Below are 25,605 nucleotides of genomic sequence, written 5' to 3' on the forward strand. Positions count from 1 at the left end.
TGCGACCGAACCGCATTAAGGTTCGAGACGGCGGAAAAGCGGAAGATATAAAAATCTTATAAATGCCGGGGCGGATGATGACGGTCTAAAACTATGTTCATACGCGAAGCGGATGCCCGCCCGCATTGCCAAACTCGCTCGAAGAACGAGGCATATTCCATGGGCATGGGGCCGCTATTTTATTGAATTTCCGGAATGATCCGCACAGGACATTTAAGATGCTTCATCGATCTCAGCCACCCTCCATGATTGCATAACATCATATGCGAAAAGACTAATATAGAAGGATTTGGCATAGCCAGATATTAAGACTGCATGGATGGCGCTTGATGCGGCATTCTGGCGGTGATTAAGTCCGAAGCGAGTTGGCCTGCACTCCGACAGTCTTGCTCCCGACCATTCGACCGCAAGCCAAAGAAACGCGCGCAAGTGACGACCAGCATCAGACATATCGCCAAACTTGCGGGAACGTCCGTCTCGTCGGTCTCGCGCGTGCTGAACAACAGTGGCTATGCCTCTCCGGAACTCCGAGAGCGCGTGGAAGCAGCCATTCGCACGCTCAATTACACGCCAAGCAAGGGCGCGAGGATGCTTCGCGGCGCGCCGAGCCGCATGATCGGCCTTATGCTGCCTTCCATCGACGTACCCTTCTTTGGCATCCTTGCCCACGCCATCGAGCAGGAATTGTTCCGGCGCGGCTATCAGACGTTGATCTGCAGCACCGCCGAAAACATGGATCACGAGGCGCGCTATATTTCCATGCTGCTGTCTCAGCGCGTCGACGGCGTCATCGTTGCAAGCGCCTTCGGCAGCACGGAGCATTTCGAGGCGTTGCGTGAGGCCCATATCCCGATCGTCGCCATCGACCGCGAGCTTCCCGGAATAGCCGGCGAGGCCGTCATGGCCGATCACGAGGAGGGCGGGCGATTGATGGCCCGTCACCTGATCGAACTCGGTCATCGCGCAATCGGCATTGTCGGCGCTCCGGCCCATAGCCAGCCTGTCCAGCTTCGCCTTCTCGGCATCACGGCTGAAATGGCTGGAAACGGCATGGCTCCCGCCGCAATAGCCATGGCCGAGGAGCACAGCTTCGCGGCGACCTATCCACTCGCAAGGGAGTTGCTGGCATCTCGGCCCGAACTGACTGCTATCATCGGCACGACGGATATTTCGGCGATTGCCGCAATCCACGCCGTTCAAGATCACGGCTTTTCCGTGCCTCGCGACTATTCGGTGATCGGTTTCGACGATTTGCCGGAGGCGGCCTATGTCTTTCCGCGGCTGACGACCATCGCCCAACCGATCCGCGGCGTCGGCGAGCAGGCGGTCCGGCGATTGGAGGCCCTGATCGATGAAGACCAGGTCGATGGCGAGCCGCGTATGGACAGCCTCATCAAAGTGCCTGTCACCTTGATCCGGCGCGACTCCACCGGCCTCGTTCGCACATGAATGCAAGCAGCGCTCAGGGCCGGACGATGACCTTGATTTCGCCAGCCAACGGAGCGCTGCCGACCACGCTTGCAACATCCTCAAGGCCAATCGTCTTCGTTACAAGCGAATCCAGCTCAAGAATCCCGCTTGCCACCATGGCAGCGGCGCGAGCGTGGGTGAATGGATTGAGATAGGCTGGCCTGATCTCGACTTCATTGACGAGCAGATCGAACGGCAGAACGGGCACTTGGAGGCCAGCAGGCGTCACGCCGAACAGCACGAAGGCACCGCCGCGCCGCACCATCCGGACGCCGGTCTGCAGCGTTTCGGGAACGCCGGCGCATTCTATGACGACATCGACGCCGCCGCCGGTCGCATCCCGCACGGCAGCAACAGCGTCGGTCGCCGTCGGATCGAGGGCCTGTGTTGCACCCAGGCGCAAAGCTGCTTCCCGCCGTGACAGCTGCCTCGTGATCAGGATGATCTGGTCAGCGCCTGCGAGGCGCGCCAGTTGGACCATGAGCAAGCCAATGACACTACCGCCCAATATGGCGACGCTGTCGCCCGGACGGATTTGTGCCTTGTCGATGGCATGGATGCAGCAGGCCAGCGGCTCGCAGAAGGCGCCGTGAACGGGATCGAGATCCGCAGGCAGTATGAACGCCTGTTCGCAGGGAACTACGACATATTCGGCAAAGCCGCCATCGCGCGTCACGCCGATAGCCGTGAGGTTGGCGCAGAGATTTGGCCGCCCGCGCCGACAGGCGGGGCATGTGCCACAAGCGATATTCGGGTCTATGGTTACGAGTTCACCGCCCACGAATGAGGTAACGCCCTCGCCCACCTCCTCGACGAGGCCGCAGAACTCGTGGCCCAAGGTCACGGGGATCGCCGTCGGATATTCGCCCTTGTACATGTGCCGGTCTGACCCGCAGATGCCGGCGGCCAGCACCCGCACGACAATCTCTCCCGGACCGGCGCTCGGCTTCTCGACCATATGCATGGCCATATCGCCGATTGCTTCCAAACGGACTGCCCTCATTCGCCTCCTCCAAGCGTAAAAATTTGATTCGCTCGCTATCGCGCCGCTCCCATCGGCACTATAGCACTCAATGATGCGCGTTGCCGCTCCTCAGCGGTGCGCTAGACATCGGCGAGCTGCATCTCCTTTATATCCTCCAGAAGTGCCGCCATGTGGGGAATGCCATCCGTCGCGGTTGCCCCTCTCAGGCAACGCGCAGCGGCAGCATGTGCAGCAGCGCAGATGCGCTCGACGGGCCAGTCCTCATGCAGACCGTAAAGTACAGCGGCGCAGAAAGCATCACCAGCGCCGACGGTACTGACGATTTCAGCCGGATCAACTGGCCGGGAACGTGAGACAATTGGCTTCACGCCCGGTGCAAACCAGAAACAGATTTCCGGAGCGTGAATGATTGCGCCCTTGGCGACACCTCGCGCCAACAGCTGCTCACCCGCCGTCAACAGTGCGGCCTCGTTCAACTCCCCTTTCGTGTCCCGCACGGTCACGCCGGTTGCCCGCCCTGCTTCGATTTCATTGATGACAAGATAATCGCAATAGGGCAGCGCCGCGCCAACCTTTGCCGCGAATTCCGGATCCTCACTGGAGACGAAATCGACGCAAGTGATCAGGCCGGCATTGCGTGCGGCCTCCAGCAGGCGCGATGCTCCGGATCGGCCATCCGCATCGAGCATGTCGAGACCAGGCAGGAGCATGAGATAGCCGAGATAGAACAGCCGGTAACCGGCGTTGGCAAAGGTCGCGGGCGAGAGGAGCGCGTCCGTCACCGCATCATTGGCACCGCCGTGATAGAAGAAAGTGCGGTTCTGCCCCGGCACGTTCATGACATGCGTATGGGCTGTTGCGCGGTCGGGAAGCTCCCGCAGACCGCTTGCATCGATACCGGCGCTCTGAAGCCGCGCCTTGACGATCCCGCCATCGATATCCGCGCCGATACAGCCGGCGGCGGCAAGCTTCCCGGGAAAGCCGAGGGAGGCGAGATCGGTGACGACATTGGCGGCCCCGCCGCCAACGCCCACATCCTGATGCTGAATATAAGCAAGATTACCCTGCTCGGGCCAGTAGGACAGCGTATGCACACGGTCGACGATGAAGTTTCCCGCGCAGACGATACCTCCCTTGTCCTTCTTTTCGCCGTCGCGAACCTCCTCCCCGGTCCGCATCAGCCACCTGCCTCATTCCATAGAGGCCTGAGCGGCGGCTCGTCCTCCTCGATCGCGGCGAAGCGCCCGATCGGTTTCAGAAAGTAATTGTCGCTATTGTCGTCATTGACCTGGCTGACTTCGCCGAGGAAGACCGGACCGCCGCCTTTGCGGCCGTAAAAGCGATGATAGAGCCCGGTGGGGATCGTCACGCTCCGGCCAGGAGAAAGAACCAACGGCTCCCATGCCGCAAGTTTTTTCGGCAAGCCGTCGACCGGGACGGTCACGTCATCCTGCAGCACATTGCCCTCGGCATCGGTCGCAGCGAATTCAATGACGAGATCGCCGCCGGCCCTGTTGATGATGTCTTCCATCTTCGCCTGGTGACGATGGGTCGGCGTGACCTGCCCTTCCTCAACGAAAAGCAGCTTTTCGGCATAGGTGCGTTCGCCTTCGACACCGACGATGCCGTTGCGCAGGCAGAAGAGCACGAGGCCGCATTCGGCAAAACGGCCCGAGCCGAAATCAGTGACATCCCACCCCAGCTGATGACTACGCAGATAGCGCGCCGCCTCCGGATTTGCAGCGAAGTCCGCCGCGGTCCAATAACCCCACTCTGGCAGCGACCAGCGCCAATGGTCTACGGTTTTGCTTGCGCGCCGCAGCGCTTCGTTGATTTCGGAGCGCTTCATCGTGTGGACACCCCTTCATAGTCGACCGGTACCACGATATTTTCACGGCCGGATTTCAACGCCGCCGTCAGCACCGCATGATGCGCCCGCGCTTCTTCCGGCGTCGCACAGGCAAAGCCATTGGCGTTTCCACCTGCCAATTCATCGACGAAGGCCGCCCACATCTGCTGGATGGCATCGGCGAAGCCGAATTCGAAGATCTTGCCGGTGATAGCCGGGAACAATGAGCCGTATCCGAGGTCCTCGGTACTCCAGGCCTGGGCACCGCCGGTATAATCCATCCATTGCCACTGCCGCGGCGCTTTGGTGGTGAAGAAGGCGCTCTTTTTCATGCCGAGGATGCGAATATACCAGGTATTGGCTTCGCCCGGCGCGATGCGCCAGGTCTTCAGCACCATCGGAAAATCCTGATCTTTTGTCTGCACACGGCTGCTGATCGTCGCATTGTCCCAGGTCGTACACGGCACCATGCCGCCCTTGCCGTCCGGGCGCTCGATGATCTTCTTGACCAGTTGCGCGTGCAGGGTCTGCGGACGCCAGCCGAGCCGCAGGGGCACATGCAGCACATGCATGCCGAGATCGCCCATGCAGCCATAGTCGCCGTTGATGTCGGCCATGCGCTTCCAGTTGATCGGCTTTTGCCTGTCGATGTCGGAAGAATGCAGGAAACCGGCTTCGACTTCGAGGATATCGCCCATCTCGCCGCTTTCGGCGAGCGCGATGACTTTCTGCGCTCCAGGGAAGAAAGGCATTTCCGACGAGCAGCGAACCAGAAGCTTCGGGTTCTCGGCAAGCACCGCCATGATCTCGCGGTTCTGTGCCGCATCCATACCGAACGGCTTTTCGCCCAGTAGATGCTTGCCGGCCTTCAGGATATCGACGTAAAACTGTTTATGCAGCACATGCGGCACGGCGCAATAGACCGCGTCAACATCAGGATTGGCGAGCAGCTCCTTATAGTCGCTAGTGAATTGCCGAACCGACGGCACATTGTCCTTGAACCAGTCGAGCAGCGCCGCATTGGTGTCGCAGACGGCAACGATTTCCGGCCGTGCCCTCGTGTCGGCAAGATGCAGCCAGCGTGCGGCGGCGCTTGCGAATTCACGCCCCATCAGGCCGCAGCCGATGACGCCGAAGCGGAATACCTTCTTCATGTTTCCTCCTCCCAGGATGCGTCAGGCGAGATGCCGCGAGGCATCTTCGACGGAAGCCTCCTCATGGACGATCGCCATCAGGGCGCGCGTCATGCCGGCGGGATTACTGTGCTGGATGACGTTGCGGCCATAGACGATGCCGCGGGCGCCCTGCTCCATCAGCTGTTTCGTACGTGAAAGGATTTCCTGATCCGAGACGCGGCCGCCGCCACGCACCAGTACGGGCAAGCCCTGAGCGATCTCGATGACGCGGTGATATTCCTGCACGTCGTCACAGGGATCGGCCTTGATGATGTCGGCGCCAAGTTCGGCAGCCTGACGTACCAGCGGCAGGATCTTGTCGATCGCCCCATCGACCATGTAGGCGCCCTTGGAATTATCCTGCATGACCAGCGGCTCGACCATCAGAGGCATGCCGTAAATCTCACATTCGCGCTTCAGGCTGTTCACGTTGCGCACGCAGGCGCGATAAACTTCCGGCTGGTCCGGCAGCATCAAAAGATTGACGACCACACAGGCGGCATCGAGTGCGACGGCCTGCTCCACGCCTCGGTCGATCATTTCGGAAAACAGCGCCGATGGCAGCGGATTGCCGTAGATATTGGCGATATCGGTCCGCAGCACCAAAGCCGGACGACTTTTGCCGGGAATAGCCTGCAGAATGGGTGCAGTGCCCGGCGGAAGCTGGATGGCATCGGGCGCGGCATCGGCAATGACCTTGATCGCCGTTCGCATATCCTCGATGCCGGCGAGAAAGGTCCGTTCATTGAACATGCCATGGTCTATGGCGACGTCGAAACAATTTCCGGACACGCCGAACAGGCGGTTGAACCGCGCGGATTTCATCTATTTCCTCCCGATGTGGTAACGTTTCCACACCGGCACATTAGAGGACAGATTTGGCGAGTCAAGGCGGATGCAGCGTCGTCTTCGACAACCGCTCGACGTCTTCAAGTTTAAAGGATGAGAACAATCAGTTTATGGACATGGCCAGCCGCCCGCGATCCCTCGCGAGGCGGCCTCTGCGGAAGCCACACAGATCAGTGCAGCTCCGTTCCCTGGATAGCTGAAAGCGTCCAGTCCGAACCCGGCTTGCGCACGAAGGTCCAGAGTTCCGTTGTTTCCGAAGGGTTGCGATCGTCGCCGTCGACGAGTTTCCCGGTCGCACGATCGACCATCGCGTCGATGCTCGAATAGCGCATGGCAAGCGTCGCATATTCGGCATTGCCCTCGCGCCACGCTTCGGCGATATCGCCTTGCTGCAGCCGGACGTCGGAAACGCTGTTGCGCACGCCGCTGGTCGCATTTTCCCCCAGTTCTTCGGCGAGGTAGGACATCGCCTCCGGCGTGGTCAGCCGGCGCAGCGTGGCATAGTCTTCCTTGCCATAGGCCGACTGGATTTCTGTCAGAAGGTGCTCGAAGCGATCAAGATCGGCCTGCTGCAACCCGATCTCGTCATTGGCTTGGCGCGCCTTCGGCGCGGCCGCCGCTCCACCGCCGATAGACGGAATGGAGAAGGAAGGGCGCGAGGAAACACCTGCGTTGTTCATCGGATTCATATTGTAGGACGTGCCCGATCCCGGTGCTGCATATTCTGTCCGCTGGCGGCTTGCGAAGAAACGCATGGCAAAACTGATCAGCAACACGATCAGACCGATCTGCAGCAGCATGCCGAGGAAGCCGATGCCGCCGCCGAAACCGTGACCGAGCATCATGCCCAGAAGACCACCGGCGATCAGGCCACCGATCATCGACCCACCGAAGCCGCCGAAAAGACCTGGACGCTGCGGCGCGCCGAGCGGCGGCTGCGTCGTCGTTTGCTGCTGCGGCCGCTGCGTCATCGACCGGTCGATCGGGGCCGCCTGCGTAGGCGCCGTCCGCGTTATGGCCGGGGTATCAAAGGTGCGCGTTCCGCGGCTTCCGAAGCCGCTGGATCCAGCTCGGCGTGCATCGGCAGCGTCAAAGGTCGCTAAAGACGACGCGGCGGCAAGGACGACGATGGCTGCGATCTTGGCGAAACGCGGTACTGCACTGAACATTGGCTCTCCTGTCATAGGGCAGAAAGACTAATCCGCCCCTATATGGGGATGCCTGTTCGTGATTGTAAGGCTGCGATTTTAAGTTGGTGCAAGTTTCAGATTTCAATCCAGAGCAAGCCAGCCGCGCGAGCATGCGGATGACTGGCCACACCCTTCGAAGACGATCCTAATCTTCATCCGCTCCTTCGATCAAACCGTCATAGACTTCCATCATCGCATTGGTGATGGCCTGGCCAAGTGCGTTACCGGCCGCGCGGACATCATCCTCCGTGCCGTCCCGTGCGGCTCTTGCCAATTCAAAGCCCTCATCGCTGATGATCTGCTTTGCGACCTCGATGGCCCAAAGCCCGAAATCACCGCGGTTGTCTATCTTGATCTCGTGTTCCATTGTCCGTTCCATCTATTGATCACAGCCAAGCCTCTATAGACCTGCCGGGCAAAAGGCCAGTTTCAATGACTCCATTACCGCTCGCATCCGTATGGTGAAGGGGCCGGAGCTCTGATTCCGGTTCTTTCCGCAGATTCGCAGGCGTCTGCGGATAGCGCTGACCGCTCTCCTATCGACCGGCCTAACAGAGGCCTTGATTGGAAAATCGCTTGCGGAAAGCGTTCGAAATGGCCTCGATGCGTCGGAACCTGTGGAAATACGGGCATTCTAGGCCTTTCCGGCCCGGACTCCAGGTGACAATGGACATCGGCAATGGAAATGATTCCACCGTCATCAATGCGGGGGAAGCCTCATGACCACCACCAATGAAATTGCAGACAAGATTGCTGCAGACCACAAGCTTACCAAAGTCCAGAGCAAGGCGATCGTCGAAGCCGTCTTTGCAGCCATTACCGGAGCCGCAACATCCGGCGCCGAAACCTCGATCCCGGGCTTTGGCAAGTTCAAAGTCAAGGATACGCCGGCGCGCGAAGCACGCAATCCGGGAACGGGCGCAACCATCAAGGTTGCAGCATCGAAGAAGCTCGCCTTCACGCCGGCCAAGGCGCTGAAGGATGCGCTCAACAAGTAATCCGGATCGTTAGGATCCCACAGTTCAACGGCCGGCTCTATTTGTTAGAGCCGGCCGTTTGCGTTTTCAAACGAAGGCGACCGCGCTTGCTGATCGCATCGAAGGGCTGGTCAACGCGAATCGAGATAGATCCTCAGCGCCTCAGCCTCATCCGTCTGGATGGCAGAGACGCCGGCATCGACAAGTCTGCCCCAAATCGCAGCAGGATCCTGCAGGGCGGCAGTATCCGTGAAGCCCGCGCAGGAAACAGAATCGAGGGTATTGACCCACAGGCGCATACCCGCATCCACAAAAAGCGCCTTGCGCGCCGCGAGCTGGTCAAGACTGTCGAAGTAGATTTCACAGAGCAGCGGCTTGAGCTGACGGAGAAGATCAAGCTGGCTCTCGGCATGCACAGAACCGAGGCGTGTTTTCGCCATGAGAAGTACCATCTCCGGCGACACGTTGCTCTGGATCCAGGCGAGATCGTCCGAGGTTTTCAGATCGCTCCAGAAGTCGACCTGCCGATCGACGCCCATCGCTCGGGCGCAGGCGATTACGCCGGGGATCATGTCTCTGCGCTTGACATCGAGATGCAGGAAAATGCGACCGCGCGTGAGATCGAAGACGTCCTTCAGGCTCGGCAGCTTTTCATCGGTCATCCGGTTCGTCTCGCCGCCATCACGATCGCGCAGGTTCAGGTTCGACAATTGCTGCAGCGTCAACCCCTCCGCCTTTCGGGCGAGGCCAGCCGTTCGCTCGAGCGTATCATCATGCAGAAGAAAGAACTCGCCATCGCTGCTGCATCGCACATCGATCTCGACCACATCGTAGCCGGCTGAAATCGCCTGCTCGATCGCAAGCAGGCTGTTTTCCGGCGCGGCGCGCCAGATCCCGCGATGAACGACGATCGCACAATCGCGCGAGGGATCGGCGATATAGTCGGCATAGTCCATGATAGGTCCTCATCTCGCGCGAATCGCCCGGAACCACACGTCTTCAGCGGGCGTATCATGGGATTTTGACAGATCTGCAAAACGCGATGCCGATGGCTGCCACCGACATCTTAGAACGGCAATCGCAGCCTAATAGCTGCGATCGGAAATGATGGATAAATTATCCAGGCGGCGGAAGATGCAATCTTAGAAATTCCAGTCCTCGTCTTCGGCCGGCAACCTCGTCGCCATTACCGATCCGCGCCACAGCCTCGTGCGTATCGTCGATAACCAATCACTGAAGGAAGTCCGCACCATTCCCGTTGAGGGGCAACCCTTTGCAATCGTTGCGGCCGGCGGATCGGGAGCGGTGCATTGAGAGCCTGAGATGTAGAGATTGCGATCCGTCTCAGATCATTGATTGTTGGCAGCCAGTCTCTGACTGCCGCCGCCTATTTGGAGCGCCATGTTTTAAGCGCGATGCCATCGATCGCGACCTGTAGATCATCGCAACGGGAGCCGGTTGCGCGGCCAGCGCCCGACAATTGACGATCGATAAGAATCCGATTTGCCAAGCCCGCCCGTGATATCAGGCAGCGTGCGGGCGAAACATTGCGTTCGCGGCACTCTCCAAACGAAGCTTCAGTTCGTAAGCCACAGCGCAGATTGCCAAAGTCGCAACGGAAATCGGGATAAACGACACGGCGGACAAGAGCCCAATACGATCCAACCCATAGGCGATCAGCAGCATAACGGTCTGGTGGAGAACGTAGTAGGTGAGAACTGCCCTGTTGAGATAGCGGATCACGGCGTTTTCCGATCGGCACCAAATCCTCGCATAGCCGAGAACGGCGACGATCGCGCACCACTGGAACGTACCACCAAGCACCCTCCCTACAGACAGCCGCCACATTTCTGGATTACCGGATGGCAGACTGGGAAACAGGCATACCAAAGCCACCGCGCAAGCGACCGTCAGAATCAATGCCGGCCTCCGCATGTTGACAATAGCATCCCAGCAATCGTCACGCGTTGCCATCACAGCTCCCATAAGGAACGCGGCCATATAAACGGCATGACTGTACCAATCGGTCAAAAACTCCAGTGATGGGGGAAAAATTGGTCTCAAGACAAGCCGCAGTAAGATAAATAGCAAGGCGGGCGCTATCAGTACCCATTTGCCCGTAAGCCAAGGGGCAAGCCGATCTCCCATATAGGGCAACAACGATGGCCACACCGCTACCGTGAGCGTAATGATCACGGTATAACTCCACAGATATAGGAGATACCAAAGATGCTGCATGCCGGCGAGCAGCGTCTGCTCACCGCTCGGCAAGGAAACCGGAGTCAAGGTCAGATAATTCCAGAAGACCTCCAAAAGGCTGATATGCACACCCATCTCAGCGTTCAAAAACACATATATCTGTGGTGGAATCAGAAATACCATGCCCGCCAGAAAAGGCAGCAATAGTTGTCTTGTCCGCGCACTCCTCAATGCGCCTGGAGGACGCTTCACAAGCAGCATGCCCGTCACGGCGCCGGAGATGAAAAACAGCAGCGTCATTCGCCACGGATGCGTCAACAAATGGATTATATCGAAGGCGGGAGAACTGTCCGGCGCCTTCAGCATGAAATTTCTCGAATTATAAATCAGGCTAACGTGGTAGACGATCAGCAGCAAAAATGCTGCCACCCTGATAAAATCCAAATCATGCCGACGTGATGGTCTCTCCATATTTTCGCATTTTAGATTTCAACCATTAATTGATTATGTAGTGAGCTACTCAAAATTTCGCGTTGGAAGGGCAAGCTTCCATGAAGCTCGGCCGAGCAGGCCAGAGCGCCCTGAGGCGAACGCCCATATCGATAAACGGCACCTCTCCAAAGCACGGCAGCCTCTCCGCCAAAAGCATGGGCAGAGGCGATGACGACGCTTGACACTCAGCCTGCGAACTTTTATTGATACGTATAACTAATACGTATAAGCAAAGTGAGTGATGAAAAACGGACGAGCAACGCAAAAGGATGTCGCAAGGGCTGCGGGGGTTTCGCAGGCTACCGTTTCCATGGTGCTGAGCGGCGGCGGAGCATCCATCCCGGCGGAGACATGGGAGCGTATCACCAAGGCGGCAAAGGACCTTGGCTACGTGCCAAACCGTTTTGCACAAGCGCTCAAGACGAGCCGCACGATGACCATCGCCTGCATCGTGCCTGACATCACCAATCCGTTCTATCCGTCTTTGATCCGCGGCATTCAGTCGGTCGCTGACGGCCAGAACTACGATGTGATCACGGTCAACACCGACGGGACGCCCGAGCGGGAACGTCATTTTCTCGATTGGGCCCGACAGGGCCGTGTCGATGGTGTGGTCGGCGTCTTCTTCACGCTGAAGGCCAAGGATTTCAATCCATTGGTCGAAGCCGGCGTTCCCATAGTAAGAATTGAATCATCCAAGAAACGCGGCGGCGAAATCCCGATCGACGACATCTATGTCGACAGCAGGGCGGCGGCGCAGACGGTGACGGAATATCTGCTGGGCCTCGGTCATAAGCGCATCGCGCTCGTCGCCGGGCGCGGCGGTCCGCAGGCACACCGTATCGAGGGTTATCGTAAGGCGCTCGCAGAGTTCGGCCATCCCGACCATGTTGTCATCGATGACGAATTTTCCGAGATGGGCGGCGTCCGCGCGGCCGAGAGCATCCTCAACGGCGATTTCAGACCGACCGCTATCTTCGCCGCAAACGACCTGATGGCGATCGGGGTGATGCAGTCGCTGCGCGAGCGCGGCATCCGCATCCCCGAGGATATCGCTGTCGTCGGTTTCGACGATATTTCCGCCGCCAAGCTCGTCACCCCAACGCTGACGACGGTCGCGCAGTTTCAATGGAAAATGGGAGAACGTGCCGCGCAGACACTGATGGATCGCCTGCGCGGAGAGAAGACCGGTGCTGGAACCGCCGTTGAAATGCCCTTCGATCTCATCGTCAGGGGTTCGACGAGCAACGAATAAAACCAAATCGGGAGGAGAAAACCGATGCACAGACGTACAGTTTTAAAAGCCGGCTTCGGCCTGGCTGCCCTGCCGCTTTTGTCCCGCTTCACCTTCGCGGCGGATCAGAAGCCGGTATCCTTCTGGTACGAATCCGCTTCGCCGGAGAACCAGGATAACCTCAAGAACATTCTGATCGACCCGTTCAATGCGGCACATCCCGAAGACCTCCTGAGTATCGATTTCCGCGGCTCGGATCTCGACAAGCAGCTGCGCGTCGCGATGCTGGCCGGCACAGGCCCCGATGTCGTCTTCACGGCCGGCCCGAGCTATGTCGCGGCAATGGCACAGGCCGGTCAGCTTATGCCGCTTGACGACTACGCCAAGAAATACGGATGGGACGAGCGTCTGCTGCCGCTCTTCCTCGATCTCGGCCGCTACAACGGCAAGCTCTATGCGCTCGCGAAGACATACGAAACGCTCGGCCTCTTTTACAACAAGACCTTGTTCGACCAGAACAAATGGAAGGTGCCAACGACCATATCAGATTTCGAGGCGCTTGCCGACGAGATGAAGGCCAAGGGCCTCACCCCATTCGGTGCCGGCAATGCCGACTGGCGCCCGGCCAACGAGCATTATGTCTCGATCGCCATCAATTCGATTGCCGGACCCGAGAATGTCTACAAGGCACTGACAGGCGCCATTCCGTGGACCGATCCCGCCTTTGTCCACTCGATCGACAAGCTCGCGGAGTGGTGGGACAAGGGATATTTCGGTGACAACTACTTCTCGCTGACGCTGGAACAGGCCTTCGCGCAGATCGCCAGCGGCCAGGCCGGAATGGCACCGACGGGCACGTGGAATTTCACCAACGTCCAGACCTATTTTCCGCAGAACAACGCGGAGCCCGGCTTCGTCGGCTTCCCGAGCGAGAAGGGCGATCCGATCTTCGCACTTGGCATCGGCTCGACGCTGTCAATCAACGCCAAGTCAGGCAATGCCGATGGCGCCGCTGCCGTTCTCGATTACATGTTCACCGACGACTACTACAGCAAGATGAACTCGGTCTGGCAGGGCGAATGGAACCTACCGCTGGCCGATCTCTCCAAGGTCAAGCTCTCCGATAAAGTCCTGCCTCTTTACGAGGACGCCATGAAGCAGCTGGCAGGCGCAGTCGCCGCCGGCAAATACGGTTACACGACCTGGACCTTCCTGCCGCCGGCCACAGACACATACCTGGTCAGCGGCATGGAAGAGGTCTGGCTCAAGAAAACGAAGTCGGCCGACTTCCTGAAGAAGCTTGACGAGACCTTCAAGCAGGAACGCGACGCCGGCAAGGCGCCGGCGGTCCCACCCCGCACCTGACAAGCCGCCGCAGGACGGCGTTGAAAGCGCCGTCCTCGTCCGGAGGATATTATGCACCGACTTTATCTCGTTCCGACGATGATCATTAATATCATCATCGTCCTCGTCCCTGCTTTGCTGACGGTGGCACTCGCCTTCTGCAATTGGGACGGCATTTCCCCGCCCACCTTTGCGGGCCTCGACAATTTCCGCGCGCTTGCCGGTGACCGCGTCTTCTGGCTGGCGCTGGGCAACAACATCATCTGGACCATCGTCTTCCTGACGGTGCCAATCCTCATGGGGCTGCTTGCCGCCTCGATGCTGCTGATCGTGCGCCGCGGCAGCAATTTCTTTCAGGTCGTCTATTTCCTGCCCGTCGTCATCGCGACCGCGATCACGGCCCGCATCTGGCAGGGTATGATCTATAGCCCCGTGACCGGTGTCTTCGGCCTCCTCAAAAAATACGGGCTGCCGATCCCTAATCCGCTGACCCAACCGCCGATCGCGCTGTTCGGCGTCGCGACCGTCGACCTCTGGCACTGGTGGGGCTTTCTCTGCGTCATTTTCTTCGCCGCACTCCGCCAGGTGCCACAGGAACAGATCGAGGCGGCCCGCATCGAGGGCGCGACCTATGTCCAGATGATGCGCTATGTGCTGCTTCCCGGCATCCGGCCGACGATCACGCTGATGATGATCATGACCGTCATCTGGTCGTTCCTCGCCTTCGATTTCGTCTACATCCTCACCCAGGGCGGCCCAGCCTTCTCCAGCGAACTGCTTTCGACACTCGCCTATCGCAAGGCCTTTTATGATCTGAACGTCGGACAAGCGGCCGCCGCAGCCCTCGTCATCAGCCTGTTCGGGCTGATCGGCACCTTCTTCTACGTGCGCATCCAGACCAGGGAGGGCGAACAATGAGGCTCGTGGAAAGCCGCCTGACCCTCTGGATCTGTTATATCCTTCTCGGCATATTCGCCTTCATCGCCCTCTTCCCGATCGCGCTTCTGGTGCTGAACTCACTGAAGCCGGCGGCTCAGATCGTGCAGAATCCGCTCGGCCTGCCGCAGCCGATCCGTTGGCAGAATTTTGCCAATGCCTGGAACCACGCGAAATTCTCGAAGACTTTCGTCAATTCGCTGATCGTCTCCGGCACGACGATCGCGCTCGTCTGCACCACAGCGTCGCTGACGGCCTATGTCATCGCGCGCCGCAAGATCAAAAGCTGGAAGATCTTCACCTTCTATCTGCTGGCGACCACGACCGCACCGATCCAGCTCTATATCTTCCCGCTCTATTTCGGCTTCGCCAAGCTCGGGCTCATCAACAACATCTTCGGCGTGGCGCTGATCTACACCGCGCTCTACAGCCCCTTTGCCGTGATGCTGCTCAGAACCTATTTCCTGGCGGTTCCAAAGGAGCTTGAGGAAGCAGCGATCGTCGACGGCGCTACGCATTGGCAGGTCTTCTGGCGGGTGATGCTGCCGATCGTCTCGCCGGGCATCCTTACCGTGGCGCTGATCATCGGTCTGAACTCCTGGAACGAGTTCCTGATCGCCACGACCTTCCTGCAAAAACAGGAGAACATGACAGCCGTCATCGCCTTCTTCCTGCTGTCCGGCCAGTACAGCTCCGATTGGGGTGAGATCATGGCCGCAGCGCTCATCATCGTCGTGCCTGTCGTCGCGCTTTTCGTCTTCATGCAAAAGCGCTTCATCGAGGGCATGGCTGGCGGCTCCGTCAAAGGCTGAACGAATTTATCGAAATGGAGTAAGCAATGCAGCTTCCGAACGACTATCTCGAACGTGTCTATGCCGGCGTCCTGGGCAAGCTCATCGGCGTCTATCTTGGCCGCCCCTTCGAGGGATGGACCTACCAGAAGATCATGGAGGAACTCGGTCCTATCGAATATTACGTGCATGAACGCCTGAACCAGCCGCTCGTCGTCACCGACGACGATGTGGCCGGCACCTTCACCTTCATCCGCGCGCTGGAAGATTACGGCATCAAGCCGAACCTCTCCGCCGAAGAAATCGGCAAGGCCTGGCTCAATTACATCGTCGAGGAACGCGCGATCCTCTGGTGGGGCGGCAACGGCAACTCCACCGAACACACCGCCTGGCTTAATCTCAAGAAGGGCGTGCCGGCCCCGCAGTCCGGTTCGATCACCACCAATGGCCAGGGCGTTGCCGAGCAGATCGGCGCCCAGATCTTCATCGATGGATGGGCGATGGTTGCCCCCGGTCAGCCGGAACTCGCGGCCAAGCTTGCAGAACAGGCCGGCAAGGTCAGCCATGATGGCGAATCCGTTTATGCCGCCATGCTCTGGGCAGCGATGGAAGCCGAGGCTTTCGTCACCTCCGACATCGACCATCTGATCGATACCGGGCTCAAGCAGATCCCAAGCGATAGCCAGATCGCCCGGCTGATTGCCGACATCAGGGCCTGGCACAAGGCGCATCCCGATTGGCGCGACACACGCCAGAAGATCCAGGACAATTGCGGCTACGACAAATATCCCGGCAACTGCCATATCATGCCCAATCACGCGTTGATGATCATGACGGTGCTCTATGCGCCGCACGATTTCCAGAAGGCGCAGATGATCGTCAATACATCGGGCTGGGATACCGATTGTAACGCCGGCAATGTCGGCTGCCTGCTCGGCATAATGAATGGCCTTGATGGACTTGCCGAAGGCCCCGACTTCCGCGGCCCCATCGCCGACCGCATGCTGATCTCCTCAGCTGACGGCGGCAACTCCATCAACGATGCCGTGCGCCAGGCCTATTTCCTGACAAATCTCGGTCTACAGCTTGCCGGCCATCAATCGCTCGAGGCTCCGAAGAACGGCGCGCAGTTTCATTTCTCGCTTCCCGGCAGCCAGCAAGGCTTCCTCCCACTGACAGGTCTCGGCGCGGCAAGCGGCGTGCGTGTCGGCAATACCGAATTCGAAAGCGGGCGCGCGCTGACGATCGATTACGAAGCCCTCGGGCCGGCGCAAAGCGCCGTGGTGACGACGCCGACCTTCTCGCCGCGCGAAATGCTCGACATGCGCACCTACGACCTGATGGCGACGCCGCTCGTCTATCCCGGCCAGACGGTAAAGGCCCGCGCCAAGGCCGACGCGCAGAACCGCGGCACAATCGAAGCGCGTTTGCGCATCCGGATCTATGATGAACGCGACCAATTGAGCGACATCGACTCGGCGCCGGTTGTCATAGAGCCCGGCTCGGAAGCCATTCTCGAATGGACCCTTCCTGAGACCGACGGCCAGCCGATCGCGGAGATCGGCATCACAGTAACCGGCAGCGGGAGGCGCGCCGATGGCCGCGTGTTCCTGGATTATCTCCGCTGGGACGGCGCGCCCCAACTGACATTGAAGCGCCCGGCTGGCGACGGCGATTTCTGGCGCATGGCCTGGGTGAACGGCGCAAGCTTCTTCTCCAAGCGCTTCCCGGCCGCCTTCCGCATCGCGCAGAACCGAGGCGAAGGCATCATCATTCATGGCACGCGCCAATGGACCGATTACCAGGCCTCAGGCCAGGTTATGATCCATCTCGGCAATTACGGCGGCCTTGCCATCCGCGCTCAGGGCCTGCGCCGATACTACGGCGCGCGCGTGACGCGCGACGGCAAGATGCAGATCGTCAAGGTGCGCGACGAGGAAACCAAGGTTCTTGCCGAAACCGCCTTCAAGACCGAGTTCGACAAACATATCGCCATGAAGGTCTCGGCGCAGGGGGCGCGCATCACCTTCGAGGCCGACGGTGTTTCGGTGACGGCGGAAGATACCGCCGCCGATGCCTTCCGTGACGGCGGTGTCGGCCTTCTCATCCATGAAGGCGCCTTGTCGTCGAACGAGATCCGGATAGGAGGAGTATGATGGCAACGGTCACCATCGATAAGGCACGCAAGGCTTATGGCGCCGTGGAGGTTCTCCACGGCGTCTCGGCCGACATTGCCGACGGCGAATTCGTCGTCCTTGTAGGCCCCTCGGGCTGCGGCAAGTCAACCCTGCTCAGGATGATCGCCGGCCTTGAAGATATTACCGGCGGCACGATCGGCATCGGCGGGCGCGTCGTCAACAACCTGCCGCCCAAGGAACGCGACATATCCATGGTCTTCCAGAATTATGCGCTCTACCCGCATATGACGGTCGCTGAAAACATGGCCTTCTCGCTGACACTTGCCGGAGCCGCGAAGGAAGAAAAGCAAAAGCGCGTGGCACATGCCGCGCAGATTCTCGGCCTCACCGATCTCCTCGGGCGCTATCCCCGCCAGCTCTCCGGCGGCCAGCGCCAGCGCGTCGCCATGGGCCGTTCGATCGTCCGCAATCCGCAAGTCTTTCTGTTCGACGAACCTCTGTCCAATCTGGACGCGAAGCTTCGCGTCGCCATGCGTGCCGAGATCAAGAGCCTGCACCGGCGCCTGGCAACGACGACCGTTTACGTCACCCACGACCAAGTTGAAGCCATGACCATGGCCGACCGCATCGTCGTCATGAACGGCGGCCATATCGAGCAGATCGGTAAGCCGCTAGAGCTTTACGACAACCCGCAAAGCACCTTCGTTGCCGCATTCATCGGCTCGCCAGCCATGAACCTCCTGAATGGACGCTTCGACACTGATGGCGGAAAGCCTGTCTTCAAGACCAATGAGAGCGTCCTGCTGCCCCTGCCCGACAATGCACCCAGGGTTTCCGGCGTGGAAGGCGTCTACGGCATCCGGCCGGAATATTTCACCCTCTCGCCCGCAAATGTCGGCATTCCCGCGCGCGTGGTGGTCGTCGAGCCGCTTGGTTCCGAGACGCATATAACGGCGACGGTGGGCGGGCAGACAATCGTCACCGTCTTCCATGACCGGCTCGATATCGAACCGGAAGAGACGATCTGGCTGCAACCGCGGACGGAACGGATCTGCCTGTTCGATGCTGGCGGGCGCCGGCTGACCGATAAGGCCGTCGAGCGGGACCTGCAACATTCGTGACGCCAAAGCGCCGTCGTAAGGCGGCATTTCAACCCGCGCCATGTCGAATTTGCGGGATACCTGCTCGATCAGTTGATCGGCCCGGCGACACCGGTCCTGACAGCCATATCGGCAAGGCTGACATCGAGTGTTGCCGGATCGATCGACTGGCGCACCTTCAGCAACATATTGCCGAGGTCCTCCATCATCTCGCGTACGAACTTTTCCGTGCGGGCGCGATCTCCCGAAACGATGAAGCGCAGCAGCGATATATGGCTTTCGACAGTCGTCTCCATCGGCGCGCCAGGGCCGAGATAGGTGTGATAGATCCACCCGGTACGGCGATAGAGCGTCTGGAGTGGAATGAGCGTGTTCGCCAGGAGCGGCTCTCCGGATGCCGTCAGGATCGCCCTGTTCAATAGCCGGTCGGTGACATTGAATCGCTCAAGGCTGAGTTCCGCCTTGGAAGCCTCCAGATCGGTAATGAAGGTTCTGAGGATCTTGTGATCCTGAGGCGTCGCCCGCTCGGTCGCAAGCCCGCAGGCAATCGCCTCCATTTCCGTACGCAAGGGAAGCAAGGTCCGCTCCTGCGCCAGATTGACAGGCGCGATCCGTAGGCCCGAGCGCGGGCTGACATGGATAAGCTGATTTGCGGAAAGGCGCTTGACCGCATCATGAACGGGCGTGCGGCCAAGCCCCGCCTGCTGCTGCAACTGCTGGATCGTGTAGCGTGCGCCGGGCATCAGTTCTGTGGAAACGATCATGCTTTCAAGGCGATCATAGGCCTCCTCCGACAGGCTTCGAGACTGCTTTTCCTTCTTAACCATCGCGCTGTCGATCTTTTCCCGTTCCAACTCACCACCGTCCCTCCCGCCCGATTCACGAGGGTCGGCATTGACTTTTGGCTGCTTATATCAAAATCATTGCCTTATGTGAAATTTCAGATTACTAGCGTGATATTTCTTAGAGGGAGGAGTTTATGACAATCGAACACGCATCAGCTGTTGGCGCCATGCGCCGGCCATCCACCAATCGACGCTGGTGGATCGGCGCGCTTCTCGCGCTCGGCGTTCTCGTCAATTATTTCGACCGCGTGAACCTGACGGTCGCTTCGCCGCTCATTCAGGACGATTTTCACATCGGCCCTGCAGAAATGGGCATCCTGTTCAGCGCCTTCGGCTGGACCTACGGTTTCCTGCAAATTCCCGTCGGAATGCTGCTTGACCGTTTCGGCGTAATGCGGGTCATGCGTTGGAGCACATTCTCCTGGGGTGTCGCCTCCGTCATCACGGCCTTTTCGACGGGCATGCAGACGCTTTTTCTTTCCCGCATGCTTCTGGGCGTAGCGGAAACTCCGGGCTTCCCGGCCAATTCGAAGGCGACCGGCTATTGGTTCCCGCGCCATGAACGCGGTCTCGCAACCGCACTCTTCGATGCTGCCGCGAAATTCTCCAATGTCATCGCCATCCCGCTGGTCGCCTTCCTGATGCTGCATTTCGGCTGGCGCGGCGGCTTCCTGGCGACGGCTATCATCAGCTTCGTCTTCTTTGCCATGTTCTGGCTGTTCTACCGCGACCCCAGTGTCGACAGGAACCTTTCCGATGAGGAGCGGGCCTATCTGAAGGCCGGCGGCGCTGCCCAGGAAGGCGAAGCCTCGGCCAATGCCGTCTGCATGCTCGGCTACCTCCTGCGCAATCGCAAGGTCTGGGGCCTTTCGATCGGCTTTGCCGCCTATGGCTATGCTTTCGCCCTCTTCATCTTCTGGCTGCCGGATTATCTGGTCAAGGAGATGCACATGGACATCCTGAAATCGGCAAGCTTCACGACGATCCCATGGATCTTCGCGACGATCTCGGATCTCCTGATCGGCGGCTGGCTGATCGACCATCTCATCCGCAAGGGCCACGACGAATCCAAGGTTCGCAAGTCGATCATCGTTTTCGGCATGCTGATGGGTCTTGCCGTCGTCGGCGCCGGCCTCACGGCCGATCCCTATTGGGCCATCCTCTGGATCACGATTTCGCTGAGCGGCCTTGCCGCTGCCGCACCGGCCGGATGGTCGATCCCCGCGCTGATCGCTCCCAAAGGTGGCGCGGCCACGGTTGGCGGCATCATGAACTTCCTCAACAGCGTCACCGGTATCGCCGCGCCGATCATCACCGGCTTCATCGTCGGCGCCACGCAGTCCTTCAGCCGCGCCTTCCTTCTGGCCGGCGCGATGCTGGCGATCGGCATCGTCTCCTATGTCTTCGTCCTCGGCCGCATCGAACCGATCGCCGATCCGAAGGCATGATTTAGATCCTTAGACCATGAAAGGGTTCCCATGAAAATCACCAATGCGAAGGTCATCGTCTGCTCGCCCGGACGCAACTTTGTCACGCTCAAGATCGAGACGGACGAAGGGATTTACGGCATCGGCGACGCCACGGTGAACGGCCGCGAACTGGCCGTCGCCTCCTATTTGCAGGATCACCTCGTTCCCTGCCTCATCGGCCGCGATGCATCGCAGATCGAGGATATCTGGCAGTATTTCTACAAGGGTGCCTATTGGCGCCGCGGCCCGATCACTATGGCGGCAATCGCCGCCGTCGACGTGGCGCTGTGGGACATCAAGGCCAAGGCGGCCAACATGCCGCTCTATCAACTGCTCGGTGGCGCCAGCCGCACGCATATGCTGGCCTATACCCATGCCAACGGCGAGACGATCGAAGAGACAGGTGACAAGGTCGCCGCCTTCAAGGAACAGGGGTGGAAGGCAATCCGCGTGCAGAGCGCCGTTCCCGGCCTGCCCATCACCTATGGCGTCGAAAAGGTCGGTTCGCTGGCCCAGGCGGAAGACAAGCCACGGGAAACGCTATGGGATACGCCGACCTATCTGCGGTTCCTGCCGAAGCTCCTCGACCATCTGCGCGATCGCTTCGGTTATGATCTCCACCTGCTGCACGACGTCCACCATCGCCTGACGCCGCAGGAAGCGGCAGGGCTTGCGAAGGACGTGGAGCGCCACAGGCTCTTCTGGCTCGAAGACGCAGTTCCAGCCGAAAACCAAGAATCCTTCCGCCTCATCCGCCAGCACTCGACCACGCCGCTCGCACTCGGCGAGGTCTTCAACTCGATCCATGATTGCCGCCAGCTGATCCAGGAACAGCTGATCGACTATATCCGCACGACGCCGCTGCATGCCGGCGGCATCACCCATGTGCGGCGCATCGCCGATCTCGCCGGCCTCTATCACATCCGCACGGCCTGCCATGGCGCGGCCGACATGTCGCCGATCACGATGGGCGCGGCTCTGCACTTCGATCGCTGGGTGCCGAATTTCGGCATTCAGGAATATGCCTTCCATCCGGACGAAGCCAAAAACGTCTTCCCTCACGAATGGCATCTGAAGGACGGCCATCTCTACAGCGGCGAAAAGCCGGGCCACGGCGTCGACTTCGACGAGAAAGCGGCCGAGAAATATCCGTATCGGCAGGCCTATCTCGACGTCGCGCGGCTTTCCGATGGGACCATGTGGAGTTGGTGATTGTTTCAGGGCCGGCCGGCTTACCCGAGCCCGCCGGCCTTTTCATTGACATCGCTTTCGCGGATGCGGTCGGCAAGATCCAAAAAATTCTGCCGCATCCGGCGCAAGGTGAAATCAAGGCCGAATAGACGGCCGGTTTCGCTGAAGCCCATCGATTGGGCCTCTGTCGAATTCTGCAGAGCGCTGAAAGCGGCTTCGAAGGCCTCATCACCGGCGGAGAGCACCTTGGGATCGATCTCGCCGCCTGAACGAAGCGCCCGGCCACATGCTTCCGCGAAGCGGGCCTGTGCCTCGAGCACTTGCCCTGCTTGCGGCCCGATCGCTTCGACGATCGCCGGTGGGAAGGGCGTTTCCACGATATGGCTGACATAGGTCATGTCGTTGCGAATGCGCCAGAGAGAGCGAGGGATGGCCTCAGAAATCCCATGCCTCGTCAACCAGAAGGCGCGCTCGCGCTGGGCGTCGGTCAAAAGCGTTTCCGTTGCCATCAGCGATTGACGCAGCGCGATATTGGCTTCGGAAGCCGAGACCGGCTCTCCTTTTTCGACTGCGGTTGCCAGAGTGCGCAATATCTGCGCCATGACATCGAGGGCCGATCCGAAACGATCGAGCACCATGGTCCGCGAACGCGTCGGCAGGATGAAGAGGCTGGCGAGCACGCCCACGACACCGCCCAACGTGATCTCGGCGATGCGGTCGATGACGAAAATCTCGACGGGAACGGCGGCGGAATGCGTCAGCATGACGATCGCCGCCGTCAACCCTGCATTGCGCAGGCGAGGCACGCGCGCCGACACAAAGCTAGAAAAGCCGACGACACAGATAAGTGCGATCCCGATAGCGAGCGGCTCGTGCGGTGTGACGAACACCGCTGCTCCTCCGAGCATAGCTCCGGCGACGGTCGCCACCAGACGGTCGACAGCCATGCCGGCGGTGGCGCCGACAGATGCCTGCATGACGATCAGCACCGTGAAGACGGCCCAATAGCCTTGCTGAAGTTGCAGAAGCTGGGAGACGGCATAGGTGATCGTGCAGGCGATCATAACACGCAACGCCTGCACCGCCGCGCGCTTGGTCTGGATCAGCGATATCCCGGGCTTTGGCGGGGGCTGGCTTTGAGGCGATACGGGTTCCGTCATCGCGCTACTTTTGGTCTGAAAACGTATGCTGACAATGGCCGTTGGGTCTTGCCCCCTCCCCTGCTGCAACGCCGATCGCGGGATGAACCCGCGAATTACAATGGCAGTGTTCGGCCTGATATGGAAGGAGAGCGAATAATGGCAAATCATCCGATGGCTCGCCGTGTCCTCTGCGGAAGCACGGCTTTGACTGACCGCTACGGATCGGATTTTACGCTCAAACGGTGGCGGACGCCGCAGACGTTGGCGAGGTCTCCTCAACGAGAACTTGTCGCAGCCGTGCTTCCTGTTCCGGTGAAAGCGAGGTGCGCAACAGCCGCGCATGCTCGCCCTTGAATTCGGCGAGGACCTTCTCGGGCTGAACCTTGCGGATCAGCAGGAAGAGCGCGGAACTATGCACCGGAATGGTTTCGGCGAGCTTTTCGATGAGGCCGTCATCGATGCCGTAATCGGCCATCGACCCGGCGAGAGCACCGGAGCCGGCACCGATCGCACCGCCGACCACCAGGCCCGCAAGAGGATTGAGGAAGATCAGGCCAACGAGCGAACCCCACAACGCACCCGAAAGACCGCCGCTTGCGGCACCGGCAGCGGTCAGATTGACGCTCTGCTTGAGACGGACCTTACCGGATTCGTCGCGAATGGCGATAACGGCATCTTCCAGATCGATCAGATATTCCTTCTCGAGCTGAACGAGACGATTAAGGATAGCATCCGCCTTATCGGCATCATCGAAACCAAGCACTATGAGTTCTGACATCGAAATCCTCCGGGTCGTGTTGTCGAGACAAGAAGTAGGGCATCGAGCCGACTAGTGAACGGCCGTGCTGATCAACCGGTAAGGATGAGTAGCATTGAACTGCGAGATCATTGCGACAGCCTGCTGCAGCAATTCTTCCGCTTGTTCGGGATCGTCGCGCGCCAGTTCGTCGGCATGGATGCGGATCGCTTGCGCCATATTGGTGGAAAGCGCCGCAAATTGCTGATTGCCTTCAACGAGAGCCTCGCGTGCGTTGCCCTCGAGCGTCCGGGCAGCATCGATGAGGATTTCCTCGCGCTCTTCGACGCTTAGGTCTTCGATGGTTCTGGTTCTATCTTCCATTTTGGTCACTCCTAACAGACGTGATTGCAGCCGAGCTCATAAAGCCTCGACTGCTACTCACGTAGGAAGACGCAAATTCGGGTTCAAGGTTCCCATCTACCCATCTCGCCGGCCGCAAAACCTTGTCGTCACGTCGCAGCCGATACGGAACAATGCGGCTGCCGTACTGTTTGATTGATATGGCCCGGCCGCCTTTTCACGCGGAAAAGCTCCCGGCCGTGTCGCATTCGACATGACGCGAGATCTTGCGGATCAGACGAACAGGAAAATCGACATGACGGACACGCAACAAGACAAAGGCAATGCAAGGACCGAGCATGACGCTGCGCATCATGGGATTGGATCCGTTCCGGCCGACCAGACCAAAGGCGAGATCGACGCGACGTCGGAGCACGTCAAGGAGCGCACTCCCGACGACCTGCCCAATATCGAAGCGGAGAAGGAGGCCGTGCGCCAGCACGACGATGCCTTCGTCGTAAAGAGCGATCTCGAAGATGCGGATGAGCGTGAGGCTGCACCAGGAACCCGCGAGCAGCCGTAGGCTTCATCGGGATGATTTCACCCGCTCCATCCTTTTGCAATCAAGAACAGGAGACAGCCATGACCGAGACCGACGAAAACGCCCGCGTTTGGGAGCTGGTCGACAAGATCGGCTTTTGCATGTTGACCACGCAAATCTCCGGCAGCCTGCGCGCCCGGCCGATGGCGGCGCATCCGGAGCCAATTGAAAATGCAATCTATTTCCTGACGGATGTTGCGGGCCACAAGGATGAGGAGATCGCCCGCTGGCCGAATGTCTGCCTCGCCTTTGCCGACACCAGGGGTCAGAAATACGTTTCGATATCCGGAACGGCTGAAGTCAGCAACGACCGCGAACGCGTCAGGGATCTCTGGTCCACGGGCGCCAGGGCCTGGTGGGATAGTGCCGATGATCCCTCGATCCGTGTTTTGAAGGTAACGCCCGTCTTCGCCGAATATTGGGATAGCCCCGGCAGCATCATCAGCTACATCAAGATGGCGGCCGCCGCAGTCTCGAATAGAAGGCCCGACATGGGCGACAATGTAAAGGTCGAGCTTTAGCCTTTAGCTGGAGCCATGCCGCGCATAGG

General features: G+C 59.5%; 25 protein-coding genes. 12 read left to right on the forward strand and 13 right to left on the reverse strand.

Going from position 1 to position 25,605, the window contains the following annotated elements; genetic code table 11:
* Nucleotides 1-429: 429 nt before the first annotated feature.
* On the forward strand, nucleotides 430-1,449 hold the full coding sequence (locus tag GDN47_RS07575) for a LacI family DNA-binding transcriptional regulator (RefSeq protein ID WP_113329244.1): 1,020 nt from the start codon (nucleotides 430-432) through the stop codon (nucleotides 1,447-1,449).
* A gap of 13 nt (nucleotides 1,450-1,462) precedes the next feature.
* Here GDN47_RS07575 and GDN47_RS07580 read toward each other — a convergent pair whose 3' ends face one another.
* The 7 genes from GDN47_RS07580 to GDN47_RS07610 all read right to left on the reverse strand — a co-directional run bounded on the left by GDN47_RS07580 (nucleotide 1,463) and on the right by GDN47_RS07610 (nucleotide 7,885).
* A complete protein-coding gene (locus tag GDN47_RS07580) occupies nucleotides 1,463-2,473 on the reverse strand; it encodes a zinc-dependent alcohol dehydrogenase family protein (RefSeq protein WP_152092956.1) in 1,011 nt (336 codons plus the stop codon).
* 101 nt (nucleotides 2,474-2,574) lie between these two features.
* Nucleotides 2,575-3,633, reverse strand: a complete 1,059-nt coding sequence (locus tag GDN47_RS07585) for a carbohydrate kinase family protein (RefSeq protein ID WP_152092957.1) — start codon at nucleotides 3,631-3,633, stop codon at nucleotides 2,575-2,577.
* Entirely contained in the window at nucleotides 3,633-4,304 is a 672-nt protein-coding gene (locus GDN47_RS07590) for a D-lyxose/D-mannose family sugar isomerase (protein WP_152092958.1), read from the reverse strand. The genes GDN47_RS07585 and GDN47_RS07590 overlap by 1 nt, the downstream gene beginning before the upstream one ends.
* Nucleotides 4,301-5,458: a Gfo/Idh/MocA family protein gene (locus tag GDN47_RS07595; RefSeq protein ID WP_152092959.1), complete on the reverse strand. Its 1,158-nt coding sequence runs from the start codon at nucleotides 5,456-5,458 to the stop codon at nucleotides 4,301-4,303. Before GDN47_RS07595 ends, GDN47_RS07590 begins: the two co-directional genes overlap by 4 nt.
* A 21-nt stretch (nucleotides 5,459-5,479) precedes the next feature.
* A complete protein-coding gene (locus tag GDN47_RS07600) occupies nucleotides 5,480-6,304 on the reverse strand; it encodes a class I fructose-bisphosphate aldolase (RefSeq protein ID WP_069609982.1) in 825 nt (274 codons plus the stop codon).
* A gap of 194 nt (nucleotides 6,305-6,498) precedes the next feature.
* Nucleotides 6,499-7,497, reverse strand: coding sequence for a Tim44 domain-containing protein (locus GDN47_RS07605; RefSeq protein ID WP_152092960.1), 999 nt, complete (start codon nucleotides 7,495-7,497; stop codon nucleotides 6,499-6,501).
* Nucleotides 7,498-7,663: 166 nt separating this feature from the next.
* Nucleotides 7,664-7,885 carry a hypothetical protein gene (locus GDN47_RS07610; protein WP_095437446.1) on the reverse strand — a complete coding sequence of 74 codons (222 nt, stop codon included), beginning with the start codon at nucleotides 7,883-7,885 and terminating at the stop codon, nucleotides 7,664-7,666.
* Nucleotides 7,886-8,237: 352 nt separating this feature from the next.
* On the opposite strand from GDN47_RS07610, the gene GDN47_RS07615 reads away from it, so the two are divergent.
* Nucleotides 8,238-8,516: an HU family DNA-binding protein gene (locus tag GDN47_RS07615; RefSeq protein ID WP_069609985.1), complete on the forward strand. Its 279-nt coding sequence runs from the start codon at nucleotides 8,238-8,240 to the stop codon at nucleotides 8,514-8,516.
* Between the two features lie 110 nt (nucleotides 8,517-8,626).
* Here GDN47_RS07615 and GDN47_RS07620 read toward each other — a convergent pair whose 3' ends face one another.
* Nucleotides 8,627-9,451 (reverse strand): glycerophosphodiester phosphodiesterase family protein, encoded by an 825-nt coding sequence (locus tag GDN47_RS07620; protein WP_152092961.1) that lies wholly within the window; start codon nucleotides 9,449-9,451, stop codon nucleotides 8,627-8,629.
* Nucleotides 9,452-10,019: 568 nt separating this feature from the next.
* Nucleotides 10,020-11,165 carry an acyltransferase family protein gene (locus tag GDN47_RS07625; RefSeq protein WP_152092962.1) on the reverse strand — a complete coding sequence of 382 codons (1,146 nt, stop codon included), beginning with the start codon at nucleotides 11,163-11,165 and terminating at the stop codon, nucleotides 10,020-10,022.
* 262 nt (nucleotides 11,166-11,427) lie between these two features.
* Here GDN47_RS07625 and GDN47_RS07630 point away from each other — a divergent pair, with 262 nt between their 5' ends.
* From GDN47_RS07630 to GDN47_RS07655, 6 genes are read left to right on the forward strand one after another with little or no spacing between them, the layout of a single operon-like run.
* Nucleotides 11,428-12,441 (forward strand): LacI family DNA-binding transcriptional regulator, encoded by a 1,014-nt coding sequence (locus tag GDN47_RS07630; RefSeq protein ID WP_113350926.1) that lies wholly within the window; start codon nucleotides 11,428-11,430, stop codon nucleotides 12,439-12,441.
* Between the two features lie 24 nt (nucleotides 12,442-12,465).
* Nucleotides 12,466-13,785, forward strand: a complete 1,320-nt coding sequence (locus GDN47_RS07635) for an ABC transporter substrate-binding protein (protein ID WP_152092963.1) — start codon at nucleotides 12,466-12,468, stop codon at nucleotides 13,783-13,785.
* Nucleotides 13,786-13,836: 51 nt separating this feature from the next.
* Nucleotides 13,837-14,682: a carbohydrate ABC transporter permease gene (locus GDN47_RS07640; RefSeq protein WP_112342902.1), complete on the forward strand. Its 846-nt coding sequence runs from the start codon at nucleotides 13,837-13,839 to the stop codon at nucleotides 14,680-14,682.
* On the forward strand, nucleotides 14,679-15,512 hold the full coding sequence (locus GDN47_RS07645; protein ID WP_152092964.1) for a carbohydrate ABC transporter permease: 834 nt from the start codon (nucleotides 14,679-14,681) through the stop codon (nucleotides 15,510-15,512). The genes GDN47_RS07640 and GDN47_RS07645 overlap by 4 nt, the downstream gene beginning before the upstream one ends.
* Nucleotides 15,513-15,538: 26 nt before the next feature.
* Nucleotides 15,539-17,647 (forward strand): ADP-ribosylglycohydrolase family protein, encoded by a 2,109-nt coding sequence (locus GDN47_RS07650; RefSeq protein WP_152092965.1) that lies wholly within the window; start codon nucleotides 15,539-15,541, stop codon nucleotides 17,645-17,647.
* Entirely contained in the window at nucleotides 17,647-18,750 is a 1,104-nt protein-coding gene (locus tag GDN47_RS07655) for an ABC transporter ATP-binding protein (RefSeq protein WP_152092966.1), read from the forward strand. Before GDN47_RS07650 ends, GDN47_RS07655 begins: the two co-directional genes overlap by 1 nt.
* 68 nt (nucleotides 18,751-18,818) lie before the next feature.
* Here the strand turns inward: GDN47_RS07655 and GDN47_RS07660 are convergent, their stop codons facing one another.
* Nucleotides 18,819-19,583 (reverse strand): GntR family transcriptional regulator, encoded by a 765-nt coding sequence (locus tag GDN47_RS07660; protein ID WP_152092967.1) that lies wholly within the window; start codon nucleotides 19,581-19,583, stop codon nucleotides 18,819-18,821.
* A gap of 125 nt (nucleotides 19,584-19,708) precedes the next feature.
* Between GDN47_RS07660 and GDN47_RS07665 the strand changes: the two genes are divergently transcribed.
* Together GDN47_RS07665 and manD are read left to right on the forward strand one after the other, a co-directional pair.
* Nucleotides 19,709-21,022, forward strand: coding sequence for an MFS transporter (locus GDN47_RS07665; protein WP_152092968.1), 1,314 nt, complete (start codon nucleotides 19,709-19,711; stop codon nucleotides 21,020-21,022).
* Nucleotides 21,023-21,052: 30 nt separating this feature from the next.
* The gene (gene manD / locus GDN47_RS07670; RefSeq protein ID WP_113389521.1) at nucleotides 21,053-22,255 is read left to right on the forward strand and encodes a D-mannonate dehydratase ManD; all 1,203 of its coding nucleotides are present in this window, start codon (nucleotides 21,053-21,055) and stop codon (nucleotides 22,253-22,255) included.
* Between the two features lie 20 nt (nucleotides 22,256-22,275).
* Here the strand turns inward: manD and GDN47_RS07675 are convergent, their stop codons facing one another.
* From GDN47_RS07675 to GDN47_RS07685, 3 genes are all read right to left on the reverse strand, one after another.
* Entirely contained in the window at nucleotides 22,276-23,394 is a 1,119-nt protein-coding gene (locus GDN47_RS07675; protein WP_173002465.1) for an FUSC family protein, read from the reverse strand.
* Nucleotides 23,395-23,611: 217 nt separating this feature from the next.
* Nucleotides 23,612-24,154: a DUF1269 domain-containing protein gene (locus tag GDN47_RS07680; RefSeq protein ID WP_113350918.1), complete on the reverse strand. Its 543-nt coding sequence runs from the start codon at nucleotides 24,152-24,154 to the stop codon at nucleotides 23,612-23,614.
* Between the two features lie 51 nt (nucleotides 24,155-24,205).
* Nucleotides 24,206-24,496, reverse strand: coding sequence for a hypothetical protein (locus GDN47_RS07685; RefSeq protein WP_113329264.1), 291 nt, complete (start codon nucleotides 24,494-24,496; stop codon nucleotides 24,206-24,208).
* A gap of 274 nt (nucleotides 24,497-24,770) precedes the next feature.
* Between GDN47_RS07685 and GDN47_RS07690 the strand changes: the two genes are divergently transcribed.
* Together GDN47_RS07690 and GDN47_RS07695 are read left to right on the forward strand one after the other, a co-directional pair.
* Nucleotides 24,771-25,037, forward strand: a complete 267-nt coding sequence (locus GDN47_RS07690) for a hypothetical protein (RefSeq protein WP_145319755.1) — start codon at nucleotides 24,771-24,773, stop codon at nucleotides 25,035-25,037.
* Nucleotides 25,038-25,096: 59 nt separating this feature from the next.
* Nucleotides 25,097-25,576, forward strand: coding sequence for a pyridoxamine 5'-phosphate oxidase family protein (locus GDN47_RS07695; protein ID WP_113350915.1), 480 nt, complete (start codon nucleotides 25,097-25,099; stop codon nucleotides 25,574-25,576).
* Nucleotides 25,577-25,605: the final 29 nt, after the last annotated feature.

It is taken from the genome of Martinezella dioscoreae (assembly GCF_009176305.1).
GTDB classification, from domain to species: domain Bacteria; phylum Pseudomonadota; class Alphaproteobacteria; order Rhizobiales; family Rhizobiaceae; genus Rhizobium; species Rhizobium dioscoreae.

What these genes read in the sequence shown, in the direction of transcription:
- GDN47_RS07640 (WP_112342902.1), top strand. Translation starts at nt 13,837, where the DNA reads ATGCACCGACTTTATCTCGTTCCGACGATGATCATTAATATCATCATC.
- GDN47_RS07590 (WP_152092958.1), bottom strand. Translation starts at nt 4,304, where the DNA reads ATGAAGCGCTCCGAAATCAACGAAGCGCTGCGGCGCGCAAGCAAAACC.
- GDN47_RS07675 (WP_173002465.1), bottom strand. Translation starts at nt 23,394, where the DNA reads ATGACGGAACCCGTATCGCCTCAAAGCCAGCCCCCGCCAAAGCCCGGG.
- GDN47_RS07645 (WP_152092964.1), top strand. Translation starts at nt 14,679, where the DNA reads ATGAGGCTCGTGGAAAGCCGCCTGACCCTCTGGATCTGTTATATCCTT.
- GDN47_RS07665 (WP_152092968.1), top strand. Translation starts at nt 19,709, where the DNA reads ATGACAATCGAACACGCATCAGCTGTTGGCGCCATGCGCCGGCCATCC.
- GDN47_RS07655 (WP_152092966.1), top strand. Translation starts at nt 17,647, where the DNA reads ATGGCAACGGTCACCATCGATAAGGCACGCAAGGCTTATGGCGCCGTG.
- GDN47_RS07685 (WP_113329264.1), bottom strand. Translation starts at nt 24,496, where the DNA reads ATGGAAGATAGAACCAGAACCATCGAAGACCTAAGCGTCGAAGAGCGC.
- manD (WP_113389521.1), top strand. Translation starts at nt 21,053, where the DNA reads ATGAAAATCACCAATGCGAAGGTCATCGTCTGCTCGCCCGGACGCAAC.
- GDN47_RS07605 (WP_152092960.1), bottom strand. Translation starts at nt 7,497, where the DNA reads ATGTTCAGTGCAGTACCGCGTTTCGCCAAGATCGCAGCCATCGTCGTC.
- GDN47_RS07625 (WP_152092962.1), bottom strand. Translation starts at nt 11,165, where the DNA reads ATGGAGAGACCATCACGTCGGCATGATTTGGATTTTATCAGGGTGGCA.
- GDN47_RS07595 (WP_152092959.1), bottom strand. Translation starts at nt 5,458, where the DNA reads ATGAAGAAGGTATTCCGCTTCGGCGTCATCGGCTGCGGCCTGATGGGG.
- GDN47_RS07695 (WP_113350915.1), top strand. Translation starts at nt 25,097, where the DNA reads ATGACCGAGACCGACGAAAACGCCCGCGTTTGGGAGCTGGTCGACAAG.
- GDN47_RS07610 (WP_095437446.1), bottom strand. Translation starts at nt 7,885, where the DNA reads ATGGAACACGAGATCAAGATAGACAACCGCGGTGATTTCGGGCTTTGG.
- GDN47_RS07585 (WP_152092957.1), bottom strand. Translation starts at nt 3,633, where the DNA reads ATGCGGACCGGGGAGGAGGTTCGCGACGGCGAAAAGAAGGACAAGGGA.
- GDN47_RS07630 (WP_113350926.1), top strand. Translation starts at nt 11,428, where the DNA reads ATGAAAAACGGACGAGCAACGCAAAAGGATGTCGCAAGGGCTGCGGGG.
- GDN47_RS07600 (WP_069609982.1), bottom strand. Translation starts at nt 6,304, where the DNA reads ATGAAATCCGCGCGGTTCAACCGCCTGTTCGGCGTGTCCGGAAATTGT.
- GDN47_RS07680 (WP_113350918.1), bottom strand. Translation starts at nt 24,154, where the DNA reads ATGTCAGAACTCATAGTGCTTGGTTTCGATGATGCCGATAAGGCGGAT.
- GDN47_RS07580 (WP_152092956.1), bottom strand. Translation starts at nt 2,473, where the DNA reads ATGAGGGCAGTCCGTTTGGAAGCAATCGGCGATATGGCCATGCATATG.
- GDN47_RS07690 (WP_145319755.1), top strand. Translation starts at nt 24,771, where the DNA reads ATGACGGACACGCAACAAGACAAAGGCAATGCAAGGACCGAGCATGAC.
- GDN47_RS07620 (WP_152092961.1), bottom strand. Translation starts at nt 9,451, where the DNA reads ATGGACTATGCCGACTATATCGCCGATCCCTCGCGCGATTGTGCGATC.
- GDN47_RS07650 (WP_152092965.1), top strand. Translation starts at nt 15,539, where the DNA reads ATGCAGCTTCCGAACGACTATCTCGAACGTGTCTATGCCGGCGTCCTG.
- GDN47_RS07615 (WP_069609985.1), top strand. Translation starts at nt 8,238, where the DNA reads ATGACCACCACCAATGAAATTGCAGACAAGATTGCTGCAGACCACAAG.
- GDN47_RS07635 (WP_152092963.1), top strand. Translation starts at nt 12,466, where the DNA reads ATGCACAGACGTACAGTTTTAAAAGCCGGCTTCGGCCTGGCTGCCCTG.